Consider the following 17,962-nt stretch of genomic DNA (forward strand, 5'->3'; position numbering starts at 1 on the left):
ATGATGCGTGTCTGGAAGCACAGCGAGCAACTGGGGCAACTATCGAAGTCGTGTTTGCTGATCAGGGATACACCGGTGAAGCGGCGGCATCAGATGCCGCCGGGATGGGTGTGGAGTTGGTGGTAGTCAAACGGCCCGAAGGCGAGAAGGGCTTCATCCTGCTTCCAAAACGCTGGGTGGTGGAACGCTCGTTTGCCTGGCTCTCAAGATTTAGGCGACTGGGACGTGATTTGGAGCGGTTGAGCAGCACACTGATTGGCTTTCATTTCCTGGCAGCGAGCGTTCTGTTGGCAAATAAATTACAGCCGCTTTTTGGATCGCTTGCCGGATAGCCTCTAGAGGTGAGAGCCATGACCACAGTGAACAGGCACGACGCCAAAACCCAACTGAGCAAGCTGGTGGAGGCCGCCGAGCACGGCGAGACGGTGATCATTGTCCGCAACGGCAGGCCCGCCGCCCGGCTGTGCGCCCTGGAAGACGTCGAGGGTCAGTGGTCCCCGCAGGCCCTGGCCTTCTTCGCGGCCCCGGCCACGCCAGAACTCGCGGACTTCACGCTGTCCCGCGACGATCTGCCGCCCCCCGAAGACCGAGAGCTGTTCTGATCACGTACTTGCTGGACACCGACACCATCAGCCACGCGGTGCGGGGCCTGGGACAGGTGCGCGGCCACCTGGCCCTGCACCCGCCGTCCACGCTGGCGCTGAGCAGCTTGACCGTGATGGAGATCGAATTCGGGCTGGCCCAGGCCCCGGCCAGACGCGCCGCCGTGAAGGCCGCTCTGGCGCTGTGGCTGCCACGGGTGGCGGTGCTGGACTACGGAGCAGGCGACGCCCGCGTGACCGCCAGCATCCGGGCGGCCTTGAAAGCACAGGGGCAGCCGATTGGCCCGTATGACCTGCTGAATACGGGCATGGCGCTGGCACGTGGGCTGACGCTGGTGACCCACAATGGCCGGGGGTACCGCCGGGTGGCACGCTTACAGGTGGCCGACTGGGCGGATGAGGAGCTGGCCTGAAGGTTTGACCCCACCGCTTGACAAAACGAGGTTAATCGATTTAACTATGTCGTACACATGTCCCAGTCCACCCGGCCGAGCGACCGCAGGGTCACGATCACCGATGTCGCCAAGGCGGCGAACGTGTCAGCGGCCACCGTTTCTCTGGCCTTGAACGGCAGTCTGCGTATTTCTGAGGCGACCCGGCAGCGGGTGGAGCGCTGCGCTTTGTCCCTGCGCTACCAGCCCAACCACGCCGCCGCCAGTCTACGCAAGCAGACCACCCAGACGATTGCGCTGGCCGTGCCGGACATCGGCAACCCCGTCTACATCGAGATCGCCAGAACGGTGCAGCAGGTGGCCAGACAGCGCGGCTACCACCTTCACCTCATCAGTACCGAGAGTCAGCCCTCGGAAGAAGCGCACGCGCTGGGCACACTCGCCCACCGGTCGGTGGACGGCCTGATCCTGATTTCTCTGCGCGGTGCCAGCGGCCTGGACTCTGCACTGCGGGACGTGGCCGGACCCGTGGTCATCATCGGTCACCTGCGCGACATCGTCTGCGACAACGTGACGGTGGACAGCGCAGCCGGAGCGGCCCTGGCCGCACGACATCTGTGGTCCGTGGGCTGCTCGCAGCTCGCCTTTATCAACGGAGCCGCCGGGACCTGGCCCTCGGCAGAACGCTGGCGCGGTGTTCAGAACGCCTTGCTCGCGGCGAACCGGACCATCCCGCCGGCCCTGCGCGTTCAGGAGGACTTCACGCTGGACGGGGGCTACCGCGCCGCGCAGCGTCTGATGACGCAGGGCGTTCATTTTGACGGTCTTGTCTGCGCCAACGACCTGATGGCGATTGGGGCCATGCGCTCGCTGCGCGAACACGGCGTGCACCTCCCGGAAGACATGGCCGTGATCGGCATGGACGACATCCGTGAATGTCAGGTCACCACCCCTCCGCTGAGCAGCGTCTCCCTGATGGCCGGCGAGCGGGGCCGGCTCGCCGCTCAACTGCTCTTCGACCGTCTCAGCGGTGGGGAAGACGGGCCGCCCCGGCAGTTGACTGTCTCACCCGTTCTGATGGCGCGCGGTTCGACCGCACCACGCCAGGAGCCTGAAGCGGGGGTAGACGCGTGACCCCCTCATGGCCCTGGGCATTCGGGAAAGCGCATGACTAACGCCACGATGGCCCTGGACGGCATCAAGGTCCTCGACCTGGCCAGTCTCTACGCTGGACCGCTGATCGCCACCAATCTCGGGGACTACGGCGCGGACGTGATCAAGGTCGAGCATCCTCGTGGGGACGACGCCCGGCGCTGGGGCCACACTAAAGGCGGTGTGCCGCTGTGGTGGAAATCCATCGCGCGCAACAAACGCCTGATCACGCTGGACCTGCATGACGAGGATGCCCGTCAGACCGTGCGGGAATTGACCCAGTGGGCCGACGTCGTGATCGAGAATTTCCGTCCCGGACGGCTCGAGAGCTGGGGCCTGGGCTGGGACGACATGCATGCCCTGAATCCTCGCGTGGTGATGGTCCGGGTCACCGGCTTCGGGCAAACCGGCCCGCTCAGCCAGGAACCGGGGTTTGGAACGCTGGCCGAGGCCTTCAGTGGTTTTGCCGCCATCACCGGGCAGCCCGGCGGACCGCCCACCCTGCCGCCCTTCGGCCTGGCCGATGGCGTGGCAGCCCTGGCCGGAACCTACGCCACCATGATGGCGCTGTACTGGCGCGACGCTCAGGGTGGGGGAGAGGGCCAGATGATCGACCTGAGTCTGTATGAGCCGCTCTTCGGTATCCTGGGACCGCAGGCCATCGAGTACGTGGAGATCGGCACGGTGCAGGGGCGGCAGGGCAACCGCAGCACACGCACCGCGCCGCGCAACGCCTTCACGACCTCGGATCACCACTGGGTGGCCCTCTCCGGCGGAACGCAGCAGGTCGTCAACCGGATGTTGACCGTTATCGGACGCCCGGAACTGGCCGGGGACGAGCGTTTCAGCACCGCCGCCGCTCGCCTGAGGCACAGCGACGAGATCGACGCCCTGATCGGCGACTGGATTGTCAGCTGGCCGCTGGCAGAAGTGCTGAGGCAGTTCCGGGCTGTCGAAGCCCCGATTGCGCCCATCTACGACGTCGCGCAGATCGTGGGGGACCCGCATTACCAGGCGCGCGGCAGCGTCATTCGGGTCCCGGATGCCGATCTGGGCGAGGCCACCATGGCGGGGGTGTTCCCCAAACTCTCGCTGACCCCGGGCGCGGTCCGCTTTGCTGGGCGCACCCCCATCGGGGCGGATCAGGAAGACGTGATGCAGACGCTTGGCCGCCGGTCCACCACTGATAAACCATGAGCAGAGCGTCCCGCGTCGAACTCCCTGTCGGCGACTCCGAATCACAGCGGCATGGGACCGCTGCTGCGGACGCCTTCCCCGGCGGCAGTGGGCCAGTCACCAGCGCCCTGCCGGGTGACTACGCCAAGCGCGTTTACGCGGGCGTCCTCGGCAAGATGATCGGGGTCTACCTGGGCCGGCCCATCGAGGGGTGGACCTCTGCCCGGATTCACAGCACCTTTGGCGAGGTCCGCGACTACGTGAACGGGGCTGTCGGGCGTCCCCTGATCGTGACCGATGACGATCTGTCCGGAACCTTCGCCTTCGTCCGGGCCATCGAGGAACATGGCCCGGACCTGGGCAGCGCCGAGATCGGGCAGACCTGGCTTAATCAGATCGTGGAGGGCCGGACCATCCTGTGGTGGGGCGGCATGGGCAACAGCACCGAGGAGACGGCCTATACCCGCTTGAAACACGGCATCTCCGCCCCGGCCAGCGGCAGCGTGGCCCTGAACGGCAAGATGGTGGCCGAGCAGATCGGCGCGCAGATCTTTATCGACGGCTGGGCCATGCTGGCCCCTGGCAACCCTGGTCTGGCGGCCCGCCTGGCGCGTCACGCGGCGCGCGTCAGCCATGACGGCGAGGCGGTCGACGCCGCCGTCGCGTGGGTCACCATGGAGGCGCTGGCCTTCGGGCCACACTCCCTGATACAACTGCTCGACGCCGCGCAGCGCACCCTGCCCGTCCAGGGCACCCTGCTTCAGCTCTACCGTGACCTCCGGCAGTGGCGTCAGGACCTGCCCGACTGGCGGGACGCGTTCTCCCGGCTGGAGCGGCAGTACGGCTACCACCTGTATCCCGGCAATGCCCACGTGATTCCCAACCACGGCGTCATGCTGCTGGCCCTGCTCTACGGCAACGACAGTTTCGAGGAAACGCTGGTGATCTGCACGTCCTGCGGCTGGGACACCGATTGCAACGCGGGCAACGTCGGTGCCCTGCTGGGCCTGCGGCACGGGGTGGAGGCCATTCCGGCGCGCTGGCGAGGGCCGGTGGCGGACCGGCTCTTTGTGTGCAGCGCCCGGGGGGCGCGCGTGGTGACCGACGCGGTGCAGGTCACCGATGACCTGGTACGGCTGGCCCGCCGCCTCAACAACCTGCCCCCGGAACCCCGCCCGCCGAGGTATCACTTCGGGCCGCCGGGCAGCGTTCAGGGCTTTGAAGGGAGCCGGAGCGCCGTCCTGTGCGGCCTGGGGGGAAGTCTGGGGATTCAGATTCAGGGGCGGGGCCGGGTGACGACCGCAGTGTTCCTGCCGCCGGACGTCCCGAATACCATCGACGTTCCCTACGCCCGCAACCTGGGAGCAGGCTGGAATTACACCCTGATGGCCACCCCCGCCCTGCACCCTGGACAGGTCGTCACGGCCCAGGTCGAGGCCGAGACCTCGCTGATGGCCGGCCTGACCCTCGACTACTACGACGCGGAGGACCAACTGGTCCGCCTAGACGGCCAGCTTCAGCAGCTCCACCTCGGCACGGTCACCCCGCTGCGCTGGACGGTGCCGGACCTGGGGGCCTTGCCGGTGGCCAGGGTGGGCCTAAATGTTGTGGGGACCGGGCAGCTCAGGCTGGCGCACCTGGACTGGAACGGCACGCCCCGCCTGCACCACACCAGGCCAGCCGGCCCCGGGCAGATGTGGCGGCGGGCCTGGGTCAACGCCGCCCAGCGCCTGGACATCAAGAGTCCAGATCTGATGCGGTTTACCCAGCGGGACGGCGTCGGACAGCAAATGCTCGATGCCCCGGACTGGACCGACTTTGTCTTGGAGGCTCGCCTGACCGCGCATCTGCCGGCCCCCTTCGGTCTGGCGGTCCATACGCGGGGGCTGAGACGGCACTACGCGCTGTGGATTTCACCCGGAAAGGTGGAGCTGGTCAGGCAGTCAGACGACGTGAGACGGGTGCTGGCCCAGGTTCCGCTGGACTGGGAATCGGGTTCGCCGGTCCACTGCTACCTCCAGATCACGGGCGGCAGGCTGGTGGCCCGCGTGGAGTCCAGCCACCTTCAGGCCGAGGACCCTGAGCCACTCGAAGCGGGCGGCATCGCCATCCTGGCCGAGTCGAACGGGGTGGATCTGCACTGCCTCACCCTGCAACCGGTCACGCCGGACCACATGAATGCCGAGCGCTCCAGGAACACCGCCGTGGATAGGTAATGCGTGGCTGGCGCGCTCAGGAAACGGGCGGGAGCAGGCATGTTACAGCCACGCTGCCGTGGTCCGCAGGCCCTCGATCAGGGCTGGACGCCAGACGGACCAGTCATGGCCACCTGGCCAGACCCGCAGGTGCGAGGCCACACCCAGGCCACGCAGCCGGGCATGCAGCAGTGCCGATTGCACCTCGACATTGGCCGTGGGGTCCGAGTGGGCGCGGTCTGCGTCTCCAACACCGATGAACACCGAAGTCGGGCGCAAGCCTGCGACCAGTTGCGCCGGATAGTTGAGCGCGGTCCAGCGGGCGGCGTCGAAGGGACGGCCAAATGCGCCCTGGCCGGGGATCGTCGATTCGGCGGGGGGCAGGCCGCTGTACACGGCGGGACTGAGCAGCACCGCCGCGCCGAACAGGTGGCGGCGGGTCAGCAGGTAACGCAGCGCCCCGTACCCGCCCATCGAATAGCCGGCCAGCCACCGGGACCGCCTGCCGGCCACAGGGGGATACCGCGCCTCGACCTGCGGCATGAAATCGGCAAAGAAAGCGGTCTCCAGCGGCGCTTCCGGTCCGTCCACGTACCAACTCTCCCCGGCGTCCGGCATCACCGCCCGCAGCGGCGGGACCCGTCCAGCCGCGATCTCCTCGTCCAGATGCTCCGCCAGGTGACCTTCGTGGGTCCAGATGGTGCAGTCGGCCTGGCGGCCATGCAGCAGGTAGAGGATGGGCAGGGTGAGGTGCGCCGAGCTGGCCGGTTCGTAGACCCGGTACGGCCACGGGCGGCCCAGCACCGGCGAGTGCAGAACCAGGTCGCGGACCTGGCTGCGGCACGCCGTCATCGCGCGGTCACCCGGTGGGGGAGCGGTGGAACACGCGTTGCAGGCGTGAAATCTTTTGCTGTGAACAGCCCTGAACCCTTCACTGCGACGCTGAGGATTCAGTCACACGCGGCGTGGAAGACCGGCCCAGCAACTGACGGGCGCGGGCCACCACCGGCGCGTCCACCATGACGCCGTGGAGGGCGAATGCGCCCACGCCCTGCTGCCCGTGCTGGTGCGCCGCCGCCACCACTTCCTGCGCCCAGGCGAGTTGCCGCTCGGTCGGGGCAAACGCCGCCTCGATCACGGGCACCTGGGCCGGGTGAATGGCATGTTTTCCCCCGAAGCCCAGCGCACAGGCGGCGCGTGCCTCAAGCTCCAGCCGGTTCAGATCCCGGAACTCTGCCGAGGCACCGTCGTGGGGCGCGGCGAGACCGGCGGAGGCCGACGCCTGAACCAGCGCCACCCGGGCCTGCTGGACCGTTAAGGGCAGCGCGCCGTCCGCCGGGGGCCAGTCCAGACCCACATCGCGGCTGTAATCGGCGGCCCCAAAACATAATCCTTCCAGGCGAGAGCTGGACTGCGCGATCTGGGGCGCGTTCTGCACACCAAGCGCGGTCTCGATGGTCGCCAGGACCCGCAGTGCTCCCGGCTCCAGTCCGCGTCGCCGCTCCAGCGCGTCCAGCACCCAGTCCACCGTCTGAAGCTGCTGGGCCGACTCCACCTTAGGCAGATTGATTCCGGCCAGTCCGTCCATGACCACGGCGTCCAGATCATCGAAGAGCAGGTGCGAGCCGAAGCTGTTGACCCGCACCCACAGGACGCGGCTGCTCCCATGCTGGGCCAGTGCCGTGGCCACCAGCTCACGGGCCTGCGCCTTGCGCGACCACGCCACGCCGTCCTCCAGGTCCAGCAGCAACTCGCCGCCGGGCAGGCCCGGAATCTTGGCGAGCTTGCCTGCGTCGCTCCCCGGCACGAACAGCATGACGGCGCTCACCCTTCTCCACCTGACGCCGCGTGGACCCGCCGCGCCTGCGCCGCCGTGCGGCGGGCCAGGTCGCCGGGCGTCGCGTGGTCGAACCCCTTGAGACTGGAGCGCACCCGCCCGCCCAGCGGCTGCGCCCAGCAGGCGGGCACCTCGCCGCGCAGCGTTCCCACCACTGAACCCACCGTCGCGCCGTTGCTGTCGGTGTCCCAGCCGCCCATCACCGCTAGGCAGATCGAGCGGCCAAAGTCACCCTCGCCGTACAGCAGCGCCGCCGTGACCAGGGCAGCATTGTTGATGGTGTGGACCCAGTGGTACTGCCCGTAATCGGCGTACAGGCGGTCCAGCGCCTCCTCCCAGGGCATCTGCGCGCTGTGGAGGTCCACAGCGCAGCGCACTGCCCCGGCCAGCCGACTGCCTTCAGGGACCACCGCCAGGCCAGCGTGAACCACCTCTGAAACATCATCCAGCACGCAGGCGGCCGCCACCATCGCCGCCACATACTGCTCGCCCCACACCCCGTTGTTGACGTGGCTGAGCCGGGCGTCGCGGGCCGCGTATTCGGCGGCCCGAGCAGGATGGCCCGGATTAACCCAGCCCCACACGTCGGCGCGAATCTGCGCCCCGATCCACTCACGGTACGGGTTGCGGCGCAGGGCCGTTTCCGGCGGCTGCACCCTGTCCAGCAGGTTCTGGTAGGCCACCCGCTCTGCCGTGAAGGTGGTCAGGGCGGGCAGCAGGGTCAACCACGCACTGGCGATGTCCTCGGTGGAGAAGTCGGGACCCGCCGACTCCAGCACGCCCAGATTGAGCATGGTGTAATTGAGGTCGTCGTCTTCCGGCATGCAGACTATGGTCTCGCGCAGGCTGGTGGGGGCGCTGGCCCGGTTCCACGGATAACGCTCCAGCACACCTCCGGGTACACCGGCGGCAGTGAAATAGTCATCCAGCGGCCAGCGTCCTGCCGACTCCAGCAGCGCCCGGATGCCCTCGCGCGGAATCTTCTCCACCGGCTTGCCGAGCAGACACCCGGCCATCCGGCCCGTCCAGCCCGCCAGTAGGCGGCGTTCCAGGTCGCCGGGCAGCGGGAGCAGGGGAGAGGCGGCCACCGGGACGGCAGAGGCTTGCGGCGGCGTCATGATCTCGCTGGCCCGGTCCAGCAGGCGGGCCGACGCATCCTGCCGGACTTCGGGCGTGGCGTCGGCGACCTCGGCCCACGCCACCCGCAGTTCGCCCGGATCGTTGCCCTCCTCGGTCAGTTGCGCGAACTCGTGTTGAAGACGCTCCTCCAGCGAGAGCCAGGTCACCCGGACCGTCACACGGAAACCCCCTTGCGCTCCGTCATGACCGGAAAAGCGGCCACCCGCGCGGCGGCGCGCGCCTGATCGGCGGCGAACACTTCCCGCGCCACGGCGGCCAGGTCAGCGGCCACGGCCCGCAGGTCCTTGCGGCTGCGCTCCTGAATGAAGTCGGCCCACTTCCCCGGCACCACTGCCTCGCCGCCCAGCGCCCCGGCGATGGCCCCGCCCATGCCCGCAATCGAGTCCGAATCCCGGCCATAATTGACGCCGCCCAGCACGGTGTCCAGATAGTTTCCCCCGGTGGCGAGCAGCATCCCCAGGGCCACCGGCAGCTCCTCGATTGAATTCTTGCGGCTGGGCTTGCGGGCGTCCAGATCGGGTTCGCGGTACGCCTCGCCCACCGAATCGAAAGGGCGCACCGCGCCCCGCAGGCGCGGAATGGCCTCCTCCCAGCCGCCGCACTCCCGGCCCACCTTAGTGACCGCTTCGATGGCCGCGCGGGTGCCGTCGCGGGCCAGCTCCAGCGCGCAGCGCACCACCGACTCGGCGTCCGCGCCGGGCCGCAGCGCCTCGGCCACTGCCGCCGCCATCACCCCGGCAGCCTCGCGCCCGTAGCTGCTCTGGTGCGCCCCGGCCAGCTCGATGCCCTCGCGGTACGCACCATGTGGGTCACCGGCGTTGACGATGCCCACCGGGGCCATGTACATGGCTGCCCCGCAGTTCACGACGTTGCCCACCCCGGCCTCGCGCGGGTCGATGTGGGCGTGCCGCAACCGCAACAGCAGGTACTTCTCGGCGTAGAACAGCCGGTTGACCAGCACCGTGTCGCGCTCGAATTCGGGGATGTAGGTCACGACATCGGCGATCTGGGGAACCAGGTAGTCGGCCATGTCGAAGGCGTCCAAGTGACGGCGCACCTGCCCGTAGACGTTCGCCAGGGCCATGACCATCAGGGTGTCGTCGGTGATGTGGCCGTCACCCTTGTGCAGCGGCGAGATGGGCCGGGCGGTCTGCCAGTCGGGGTGGAACGGCCCGACGAAATCGGTGACCCGTCCACCGAACCGCTCCACGATCACGGCGGGCGGATGGCCCTCGGTGGGGCCGCCCAGGGCGTCGGCCACCGCGCCGCCCAGGACGCAGCCCAGCGCGCCGTCTTCGATGCTCAGGGCCACGGCACGGACCTCCCTGGGGCCTGGGGAGCGCGCCTCATTTGTAGTACTTGGCGAGAATGGCGTTGCCTTCCTTTTCAATCTGTTTGGCCGCGTCGTCCAGCGTGATCCGGCCCGCCAGCATCTGCTGGAAGGTGGGGGTCAGCACCTTGTTCTTGACCTCGGTATAGCCCTTGACCTCCTGGTACGGGGCCATCGTCAGGTACTTGGCCGAGTCGCTGGCCACGCGCCAGCCGTTGGCGTCGCTCTGGAAGGGTGCGCCGCGCAGCGAGGACTGCCGGGTGGGGAACAGCCAGTCCCCGGCGGCCAGCTTGCCGTTGTTGACCCGGCTGACAAAGCAGGTGATGAACTGCGTGGCCTCCTTTTTGTGGCCAGACGCGGCGGGAATGCTCAGGGTCTGGGTGGCCGATCCCTGGGCCTGGGTGGTGGCCTTGATGGGCGGCAGCACGCCCCAGTTCAGGTCCTTGGGACCCGTCTCGGCGATGGTCTGGCGTGCCCACACCCCGATGCCCGGCAGCATGGCGAACTTGCCCGAGAAAAATCCCGCGAACAGTTCTGGACTCTGGGCGGTCAGGCCCTCGGGGGCTGCCGATTTGGAGGTGTACTGCATGTCCAGCAGAATCTTCAGGAGCGCTCTTTCCTTGTCCGTTACCCGGACGACGTACCTGTTGCCGTCCTTGTAGAAGTAATCGCCGCCAAAACCCAGCGACAGGTTCATGATCCGGTTGGTGGGCGAGCGCAGGCCGAAGGCGGAGCCGTACTGTTCAGCCTTGCCGTCGCCGTTCTTGTCCACGGTCAGCTTCTTGGAGGCCTGCTGGAACTCGGTCCAGCTCCACGGCTTGGCAATGGTGGGCACGCGGATGCTCGCCGCCTTGAAGAGGTCTTTGTTGTAGATGGTGATCAGCGATTCCCACAGGAACGGCACGCCGTAGATCGCGCCATTGTCCGCCGTGACGGTGGCCCAGGCCCCCGGCGCGATGTCGCTCTTCATCTCGGCGGGAATCAGCTTGGACAGGTCCGTCAGCACGCCCTGCGCGGCAAATTCCATCACGGGGGTGGACTCGTAGTGAAAGATGTCTGGCACGCTCTTGGCCTGGAACGAGGTGGTCAGGTAATCCTGGACCGAGTCCCAGGACACCTGCTGGTAGTCCACCTGAATATTCTTGTTGGCGGCGTTGCAGCCCGCCACGGCTTCCTTGACGGCGGCAATCGCCTGGGTCTGCCAGGCCAGGCTGACGAAACGCAACTTGACCGGCGCGGACTGGGCCTGAACAGTGGCCGGGGAAACGAGCAGCAAGAGGGCGGACGAGAGAAGCAGGGGCTTTTTCATGGTGGTTCCTCCTGAAGGGAGTGGTGATCGAGGCCGTGGTGATCGAGGCAATGTCGAGCAAAGGGACGCCGAACGCTAAGCTTTGACTCCGCCGGAGAGCAGGCCAGACACCAGGCGGCGCTGCATGAAGCCGAACAGGACCAGGGTGGGAAAGGTCGCCAGCAGACTGCCTGCGGCCAGCGGTCCCCAGCGGGCCAGCCCCTCGATGCCGCGCAGCTTGGACAGATTGACCTGAATGGTGGTCAGCTCAGGCGACTTGAGCAGGACCAGTGCGAAGAAGAACTCGTTCCAGGCGTTGACAAAGGCGTACAGACCGGTGGCGACCAGCGCCGGAATGAGCAGCGGCAGCAGAATGCGGGTGATGGTCTGGACCTGGTTGGCCCCGTCCATGGCCGCCGCTTCCTCCAGTTCGTTGGGAATACCCGACACGTACCCTTGCAGCATCCACAACACGAACGGCAGACTCCAGACCACGTACACCACGATCAACCCCAGGTGGGTGTTGACCAGCCCAAAGCGGGCCAGGATCAGGAACAGTGGCACGATGATCAGGATGACCGGAAAGGTCTGCGTGACCAGAATCCAGATCAGCACCCCCCGGTTGACCGGGCTGGGCCGCCGGGCCAGCACGTAAGCCGCAGGCGTGGCAATTGCCAGCGTTAGCAGCGCCGAGATGAAGCTGACCTTGAAAGTGTTTGCCGCGCTTTGCAGGACCCCCAGGTCAACAATGGCCTCACCGAAGTTGGCCCAGGTGGGGTTCTGCGGAATCAGCGCCGTGGTAAAGGTCTCGGCCAGCGGTTTGAACGCCGTCGAGATCAGCCACAGCAGTGGAAAGGCCAGGAAGACCACGAACAGCAGCAGCAGCGCGCCCATCAGCATGCGGGCAGGCTGGAAGCGTGGACGCCGCCGGGGCCTGCGGGGAACGGGGGGGCCAGGGGGCTGGAGCGTGTGGGTCATGAACTCTCCTTGGGCGCGGCGTCCCGGAGCTGGCGGCGCACGCTGTGCGCCAGCGCCAGCCCCACGATCAGCACCATCACGGTTCCCAGCGCCGAGGCGTACCCCAGGTGGCCATACTGAAAGGCTTCCTCGTAGGCGAAGAGCATCGGTAACCGGGTGGTCCCGGCGGGGCCGCCCGCCGTCAGGGTGTAGACCAGGCCGAACGAGTTGAAATTCCACATGAATTCCAGCGCCGTGACCGCAAAGATCACCGGGGCCATCAGCGGCAGGGTCACGTGACGAAGTTGTTGCATGCTGGACGCGCCGTCCAGGGCCGCCGCCTCCTTCAACTCCTCTGGAATGGTCTGGAGGCCCGCCAGCAGCACCACCGTCGCCTGAGGCAGTCCGGTCCAGATGCCCACTACAATTACGGCGAGCAGCGCCCAGTCGAAACTGTTGAGCCAGTCGATGGGCGTGCTGATGATGCCCAGCGACAGCAGAACCGAGTTCAATACGCCCCCGGTCGGGTGATACACCAGCCTCCAGATCACCCCTTTGATCACCGGCGGGATGGCCCAGGGAATCAGCACCAGGACGCGGGCCACCCCCTGGAACGGCAGTCCGGCATTGAGCAGCAGTGCCAGGCCGAGGCCCAGAACGATGACGCCTGCCGTAACGATGACGGCCCATACGCCACCGATGCGAAATGAGGCCCAGAACTGCGTGTCACCCAGCATCTGCTGGAAATTGGCCAGGCCCACGAAATTGCGCCCAGCCGCCCCCAGCTCATCGCTGGTAAAGCCCATGTACAGTCCCTGCACCAGCGGCCAGACCGACAGGATCAACACGGGGACGAGGGTGGGGACAAAGAGCCACCAGCTCACCCGGGCGTACCCGGACGCACTTCCCTTCGGACCAGCCGGCTGACGCGCGATCACAGGCCAGTCGCTCCCGAACTTGACCTGACGCCCTGAGAACAGAGCATTGGGCGGGGATAGAGAGATGCCCATACCCGCTGAATATGGCCCCATATGGCCCTTGCGATTCGGCGCGGCAGAAAAGGCAGTCCACGCCTCCCCACACACGCTGGTGTACAGACGCGGCCAAGCGCCCACCAGCCACCCCCTGGTGTATGCGGTGATCCAGGGCCGCCGCTCATGGAAGCAGGTTCTCCGAGAATGTGGATGCACCACGCGACATCAGAGTTTCTCACGGGTGAACGGTGGGCTTGGGGTGGGGATCACGGCAGAAACCTCCCAGGGAGTGTCGAGTTTTTGAATCGCCCTAAGAGTATAGGTTAATCGATTCAAAAGTCAAACCGCAGCCGTCTTGTATCGCCGCTTTAGACGCGTTATTCCACTGGCCGATATTTTGAGATAAGAGAAGCCCAGGATGATCCATTCGGGCGACTCGGTCTAGGGCCTGGTGGAATGGCGAGTAATTATGGCCAGGGCGACGCGCAGCCGCAAGGAAGCCGGCGTTCTGATCTGAGCAGACCGGATGCCCTCAGCCACCGGGCGCGAAAAGGTGTCTCAATCTGTTCCAAAGCCTGGCCAATGCGCGTGATGGGACGACTCTCAGGTGCCAACCGACGCTCGCCTTGAAATTTGAATTGTGGCGGTGTGGAATACGGTAATCAAAATTTCTAAGGAGTCAGGAGGACGTCAACCACGGCCCATCATACACAAGGCGTTCAATTCAAGAATAGACAAAGTGCCGTATCTTCTTCCAGGCCACGCACCACGTACTCTCTGCCGCTCTCTCCAGTCGGATCAAAGGCAGGACTTTAACCGCGATTCGTTTCAGATGATTCCCACGTGTCTTGCTCAGGTGGAGACTGGCCCAGGGGACGCCCAGGCCGCCTGTCGCCTGGCCTGCAAGCCTGCGAGACATGTCCACAGCCGAGAAGCGTTCTTGAGTCTCCGCTGGTGCTGATTCGCGGGGAACGAGACATCAGGACAGGTATTTATGGACCGTCACGGGAAGCGGCAGGAACTCGAAGGTGGAATCATGCACGGACATGAAAGTTCTCCTTGTGGAGGTTGAAAAGACCTGGTGGCCTCAGCTTGCCAGACGCAGCGTTAGCGCATCATTAATAGCCTCTAACGCGGTGAAGCGGACCCCGGATTCCAGCGAGGTCCGAATTGGTCGGAGGCTGTCTGCCTCCCGTGGAACACGGTGCCGGGGCACGAAAAAAGACTGTTCGAGCGCATTATCCGCGCCTGGTCCGTCGCCTCTGTGGTCAATCGTAATGGGTGGGTCATGACCGGACCGTGATCGCCAGTTTCACCCAGCGGTTCAGGCCGATAGATATTTATGGCTCTGGGATTCTGCGCGACTCGCTTATGACCCTGCATTTGCCTCCAAAGGTTCCGGGAACAGAGATCATGTGGGTAACCACGCAGGCAATTTCCGCGCTGTCCCTGAATGTCTAGTCCGCCTGAGCAATGTTTGGAGCGCATGACAAAAAGCTCCACAATGCTCTCCAGCTAACCGGCGTTATACGCAAAAGATGACGTACCGCTGCTTTTACTCGGCTTATGCACTGGCAAAAGCGGGTAAGACACGAATACACCAGTTCAATTCTGAATAAGGACAGAGATCGGAACGAAGAGTCACTAAGTCAAGTTATTCTATAACGCCGATTAATCTATACTCCGGCATGCACCCTGCCGACGAACGCGCCCGCAAAATCGTGCAGGCGCTCCAGCACCCGGACCTCGACACGCTGATTCCACTCATGGCCGGAACGTGGCCCACCTCCAACACCCAGGTCCACTCCCTGCTGCGCCATATCTTTGCCCAGGCACAGGAACAGCGCCTCAACCTGTTGCACCCTCCAGAGGATTTTCACGCCTGGCTACTCGCCGCTGCGGCCCGCAACGCTGGTCCCGCGCCTGCCCGCGCCAATACGGTTCGCCTGCGCCTGGCGCTGCTCTCCAAGCTCTACACCTCACTTCAGGATCAGGAGCTGTTGCTCGTCCACCCCCTGCGCGGACTGCAACGCCCACCCAATGAACGCCTAGGTGCGTCCCTGCTGGCACGGGCCGATATGGAACGCCTGCACCTGCACACCCAGTCCGATCCTGCGCTCTACGCCGCCCTGATCCTGATTGACCAGCACGCTTACCGGGTGCGCGATCTGCTGTCCCTCCACTGGCAGGATTTTGATTTCACCACCGGCAGCGCCTTGCGCCCTCACGCCGTGACCCGCCTGAGCGACGCCGCTCTGTACGCCCTGCAACCACTTCTCTCAGACGCGGGCGGCGAACTGTACGCTGCTGGACGGGTGTTGCCCTATGCCGGGGACCGGGAACTGCGTAGTGCACTGTACCGGGCCAGCAAGGACGCGAACGTTCCCTACACACCGCCGGGAGAATTGCGGCGCATCTCCCTGCGCGATCATCCCCACACGGCGCAAAGCGCGGGCTTCAGCTCGAACGACACCCGTAAACTGACCCAGGCCACCGCGCTGGCCCAGGGGGTGGCTGAGGCCCTGAAAAAGCATTGAAGCCAGCCCGCGCGCCCGTCCCCGGAGATTGGTAGCACCGTGTTCAGTCCTGAAACCATGGTTGCGACGTATCCGTCGCCAAGGGGTTTAGCAGATGACCCCCTCCCTGATTCCCAGTGCCATCTGACTGCAAATTCAGGAGCACGCTGGAAGGCGGATGAAGGGAAAGCGTTATACCCAACACCAGATCCTCGACATCCTCAGTCAGCTTGGGACGGGCACATCCATCGCGGTTGATCATCTGGCAGTGGAGGTCCATTTCTGAGAACAGCGTGAGCTGGTAGAACATCTGGGCATCACCTTCCACGAGACCAGCGGCAGGCGGATGGTGGCGCAAATGCCGGTGAAGCAGCGGGTGCAGGAGCGCGGCACGATGGTCTGCACCTTGCGCTGCACGCTGGCGATTATTCCCAACCCAATCCCCTCCATAGCGGCCAGCAAGCCCGCTACATTGAGCACCTGATCTGGGTCTCACCACTAGCCGCACCACTGGAGGGTGGCGGCGGATGGACTGAAGTTCGGTCGACCTGAACGATCTTCAGGAGCGGCCAGACGATGTTAAAATCGAGTCGAAAGGAGCCTCTATGAACCTGACCGATGACCGCACGCTGGGCCGCTCTGGCCTGATCGTCAGTCCGCTGGCGCTGGGCACCATGACTTACGGCAACAACGGCTGGGGGTCCAGCGATGACGTCTCCGAGGCCATCTTCAACGCCTACCTGGATACGGGAGGCAATTTCTTTGACAGCGCCGACACCTACTCCAATGGCCGCAGCGAGGAACTGCTGGGTCAGTACGTCAACAAGCGCAGTCTGCGCGATCAGGTGGTCCTCGCCACCAAGTTCATCTGGAACGCCGTACCGGGCGTGCCGGTCACCAGTGGCAACAGTCGCAAGAACATCTACCGGGCGCTGGAAGGCTCCTTGAAGCGCCTGAACACCGATTACCTTGACCTGTACTGGCTCCATCACTGGGACTTGGTGACGCCCGTGGAAGAGGTGCTGCAAACCCTGGGCGATCTGGTGCGAGCCGGACGCATCCGCTATTTCGGGTTTTCCAACGTCCCGGCCTGGTACGCCGCGCAGGCGGCGACACTGGCGCAGGTTCACGGCGTGCCCGGCCCAATTGCCCTGCAACTGGAGTATTCGCTGACCGAGCGCGGGATCAAGCGCGAACATGTGGGGGCCGCCAAGTAGTTTGGCCTGGGCATCACGCCCTGGAGTCCGCTGGCAGCGGGGTTTTTAACCGCGAAATACCAGCGCGAAACAAAGGGAGCCAGCGGCGAGGGACGGCTCAACGGTCCCAATCCATTTGGCGACGCCAAGTTCACTCAAGCCAACTGGGCCGTGCTGGACGCCTTACAGGGTACAGGGCGTGGCCGCCGAACTGGAACGCCCGCTGGCACAGGTGGCGCTGGCCTGGGCCTCGCAGCAGCCGGGCATCACCTCGCCGATCATCGGGGTCAGCAAAGTAGCTCAGCTTGAAGACAACCTGACGTCACTGGAGATCGTGTTCACGCCGCATCAGCTTGAACTACTGGACAAAGCCAGTGCCCTGACTCCCTCCATGCCGTCGTCGATCCTTGCGCCCGGCATCAAAAAGATGATTTTCGGCGGGGCGACGGTGAAGAGTTGGGACGACTGATGCCTCGTCCGGTTACCTGCACTCTGATGTGGCTACCGCTCCTCTCTCTACTTGCATCTCTACTTGCATTGATTGCAGCAGCCGGTGACCGTCTCAATATTCATACACGCCGAACTCAGCGTTGAGGGCCTCAGCCTGCTTGAGATGCCCTCCTTCCAATTCGTGCGCCACCAGCGAGGCGAGGAGCGTAACAACGCTGACGAAGGGGGCCACAGACGCCAGCACATCGGTGCCCTGGGTCGGCACTTGCAGACACTGATGGGCGATCTTATTCAGCGGTGAGGCCCCCTGATCGGTGATCAGCAGCACCTGGACCCCCTGTTTGTGCAGGGCGCGGATCATCCGGGTGGTGGCGCGGCTGTAGCGCCGCAAGGTGAAGACCACCACCACATCGTCCGGGGTGACCTCCAGCGGTTGTGTTGCCTTAACCGGACTGGGGTAGGGTAACCATCCATGACCGACGCCAAGCCCTACCGACACCGCTTCCCAATGATCATCATCCAGCACGCTGTGTGGCTGTACCACCGCTTCCCACTCAGCTACAGAGATGTTCAAGAATTGCTGCACCAGCGCGGCATTCAAGTCAGTCATGAGACCCTCCGCGAGTGGTGCATGAAATTCGCTTCCCTGTTCGCAGAAGGACTGCGCCAGCGAGAACCCCGCCGGGGTTCCCGCTGGTACCTGGACGAGGTCTGCACGACGGTGGATGGCGTTCGGCATTGGTTGTGGCGGGCGGTG

General features: G+C 65.3%; 18 protein-coding genes and 1 pseudogene. 11 read left to right on the forward strand and 8 right to left on the reverse strand.

What is annotated here, in order from left to right:
- The 6 genes from Q322_RS22680 to Q322_RS0116760 all read left to right on the forward strand — a co-directional run.
- Positions 1 to 332, forward strand: a 332-nt coding sequence (locus Q322_RS22680) for a transposase (protein ID WP_156953116.1), incomplete at its 5' end; no start/stop codon positions are given.
- 18 nt (positions 333 to 350) lie between these two features.
- A complete protein-coding gene (locus tag Q322_RS22685) occupies positions 351 to 602 on the forward strand; it encodes a type II toxin-antitoxin system Phd/YefM family antitoxin (RefSeq protein WP_034418884.1) in 252 nt (83 codons plus the stop codon).
- An 8-nt stretch (positions 603 to 610) separates the two neighbouring features.
- Complete coding sequence (locus Q322_RS0116745; protein ID WP_051668700.1) at positions 611 to 1,015, forward strand: PIN domain-containing protein; 405 nt, start codon at positions 611 to 613, stop codon at positions 1,013 to 1,015.
- A 57-nt stretch (positions 1,016 to 1,072) separates the two neighbouring features.
- A complete protein-coding gene (locus Q322_RS0116750; RefSeq protein ID WP_029479032.1) occupies positions 1,073 to 2,128 on the forward strand; it encodes a LacI family DNA-binding transcriptional regulator in 1,056 nt (351 codons plus the stop codon).
- A gap of 33 nt (positions 2,129 to 2,161) precedes the next feature.
- On the forward strand, positions 2,162 to 3,343 hold the full coding sequence (locus tag Q322_RS0116755) for a CaiB/BaiF CoA transferase family protein (protein WP_029479033.1): 1,182 nt from the start codon (positions 2,162 to 2,164) through the stop codon (positions 3,341 to 3,343).
- Positions 3,340 to 5,538, forward strand: a complete 2,199-nt coding sequence (locus Q322_RS0116760) for an ADP-ribosylglycohydrolase family protein (protein WP_051668701.1) — start codon at positions 3,340 to 3,342, stop codon at positions 5,536 to 5,538. The genes Q322_RS0116755 and Q322_RS0116760 overlap by 4 nt, the downstream gene beginning before the upstream one ends.
- Before the next feature lie 42 nt (positions 5,539 to 5,580).
- Here Q322_RS0116760 and Q322_RS0116765 read toward each other — a convergent pair whose 3' ends face one another.
- The 7 genes from Q322_RS0116765 to Q322_RS0116795 form a co-directional block, all read right to left on the reverse strand.
- The gene (locus tag Q322_RS0116765; RefSeq protein ID WP_051668702.1) at positions 5,581 to 6,369 is read right to left on the reverse strand and encodes an alpha/beta hydrolase; all 789 of its coding nucleotides are present in this window, start codon (positions 6,367 to 6,369) and stop codon (positions 5,581 to 5,583) included.
- Positions 6,370 to 6,448: 79 nt separating this feature from the next.
- On the reverse strand, positions 6,449 to 7,345 hold the full coding sequence (locus Q322_RS0116770; protein WP_051668703.1) for an HpcH/HpaI aldolase/citrate lyase family protein: 897 nt from the start codon (positions 7,343 to 7,345) through the stop codon (positions 6,449 to 6,451).
- Positions 7,342 to 8,652, reverse strand: a complete 1,311-nt coding sequence (locus Q322_RS21175) for an ADP-ribosylglycohydrolase family protein (protein ID WP_034418886.1) — start codon at positions 8,650 to 8,652, stop codon at positions 7,342 to 7,344. Before Q322_RS21175 ends, Q322_RS0116770 begins: the two co-directional genes overlap by 4 nt.
- Positions 8,649 to 9,806, reverse strand: a complete 1,158-nt coding sequence (locus Q322_RS0116780) for an ADP-ribosylglycohydrolase family protein (protein ID WP_034418888.1) — start codon at positions 9,804 to 9,806, stop codon at positions 8,649 to 8,651. The genes Q322_RS21175 and Q322_RS0116780 overlap by 4 nt, the downstream gene beginning before the upstream one ends.
- Positions 9,807 to 9,840: 34 nt before the next feature.
- Entirely contained in the window at positions 9,841 to 11,133 is a 1,293-nt protein-coding gene (locus Q322_RS0116785; protein ID WP_029479039.1) for an ABC transporter substrate-binding protein, read from the reverse strand.
- 75 nt (positions 11,134 to 11,208) lie between these two features.
- On the reverse strand, positions 11,209 to 12,090 hold the full coding sequence (locus Q322_RS0116790) for a carbohydrate ABC transporter permease (RefSeq protein ID WP_084148053.1): 882 nt from the start codon (positions 12,088 to 12,090) through the stop codon (positions 11,209 to 11,211).
- On the reverse strand, positions 12,087 to 12,917 hold the full coding sequence (locus Q322_RS0116795) for a carbohydrate ABC transporter permease (protein ID WP_245593299.1): 831 nt from the start codon (positions 12,915 to 12,917) through the stop codon (positions 12,087 to 12,089). Before Q322_RS0116795 ends, Q322_RS0116790 begins: the two co-directional genes overlap by 4 nt.
- A 1,814-nt stretch (positions 12,918 to 14,731) precedes the next feature.
- Here Q322_RS0116795 and Q322_RS0116805 point away from each other — a divergent pair.
- From Q322_RS0116805 to Q322_RS24645, 4 genes are all read left to right on the forward strand, one after another.
- Positions 14,732 to 15,580, forward strand: a complete 849-nt coding sequence (locus Q322_RS0116805) for a site-specific integrase (protein WP_029479042.1) — start codon at positions 14,732 to 14,734, stop codon at positions 15,578 to 15,580.
- Between the two features lie 337 nt (positions 15,581 to 15,917).
- On the forward strand, positions 15,918 to 16,043 hold the full coding sequence (locus Q322_RS24845) for a hypothetical protein (RefSeq protein ID WP_281173661.1): 126 nt from the start codon (positions 15,918 to 15,920) through the stop codon (positions 16,041 to 16,043).
- A gap of 121 nt (positions 16,044 to 16,164) precedes the next feature.
- Positions 16,165 to 16,776 (forward strand): aldo/keto reductase, encoded by a 612-nt coding sequence (locus tag Q322_RS24640; RefSeq protein WP_245593300.1) that lies wholly within the window; start codon positions 16,165 to 16,167, stop codon positions 16,774 to 16,776.
- A gap of 178 nt (positions 16,777 to 16,954) precedes the next feature.
- Positions 16,955 to 17,224, forward strand: coding sequence for an aldo/keto reductase (locus tag Q322_RS24645; protein WP_245593301.1), 270 nt, complete (start codon positions 16,955 to 16,957; stop codon positions 17,222 to 17,224).
- A 93-nt stretch (positions 17,225 to 17,317) separates the two neighbouring features.
- Here the strand turns inward: Q322_RS24645 and Q322_RS24650 are convergent, their stop codons facing one another.
- Positions 17,318 to 17,815: a MurR/RpiR family transcriptional regulator gene (locus tag Q322_RS24650; RefSeq protein ID WP_245593302.1), complete on the reverse strand. Its 498-nt coding sequence runs from the start codon at positions 17,813 to 17,815 to the stop codon at positions 17,318 to 17,320.
- On the opposite strand from Q322_RS24650, the pseudogene Q322_RS22690 reads away from it, so the two are divergent.
- Positions 17,714 to 17,962: pseudogene (locus Q322_RS22690) on the forward strand (IS6 family transposase); the annotation flags it as partial. The gene Q322_RS24650 and the pseudogene Q322_RS22690 sit on opposite strands and share 102 nt — an antisense overlap.

Origin of the sequence: Deinococcus frigens DSM 12807, assembly GCF_000701425.1 — a bacterium.
GTDB classification, from domain to species: Bacteria; Deinococcota; Deinococci; order Deinococcales; family Deinococcaceae; genus Deinococcus; species Deinococcus frigens.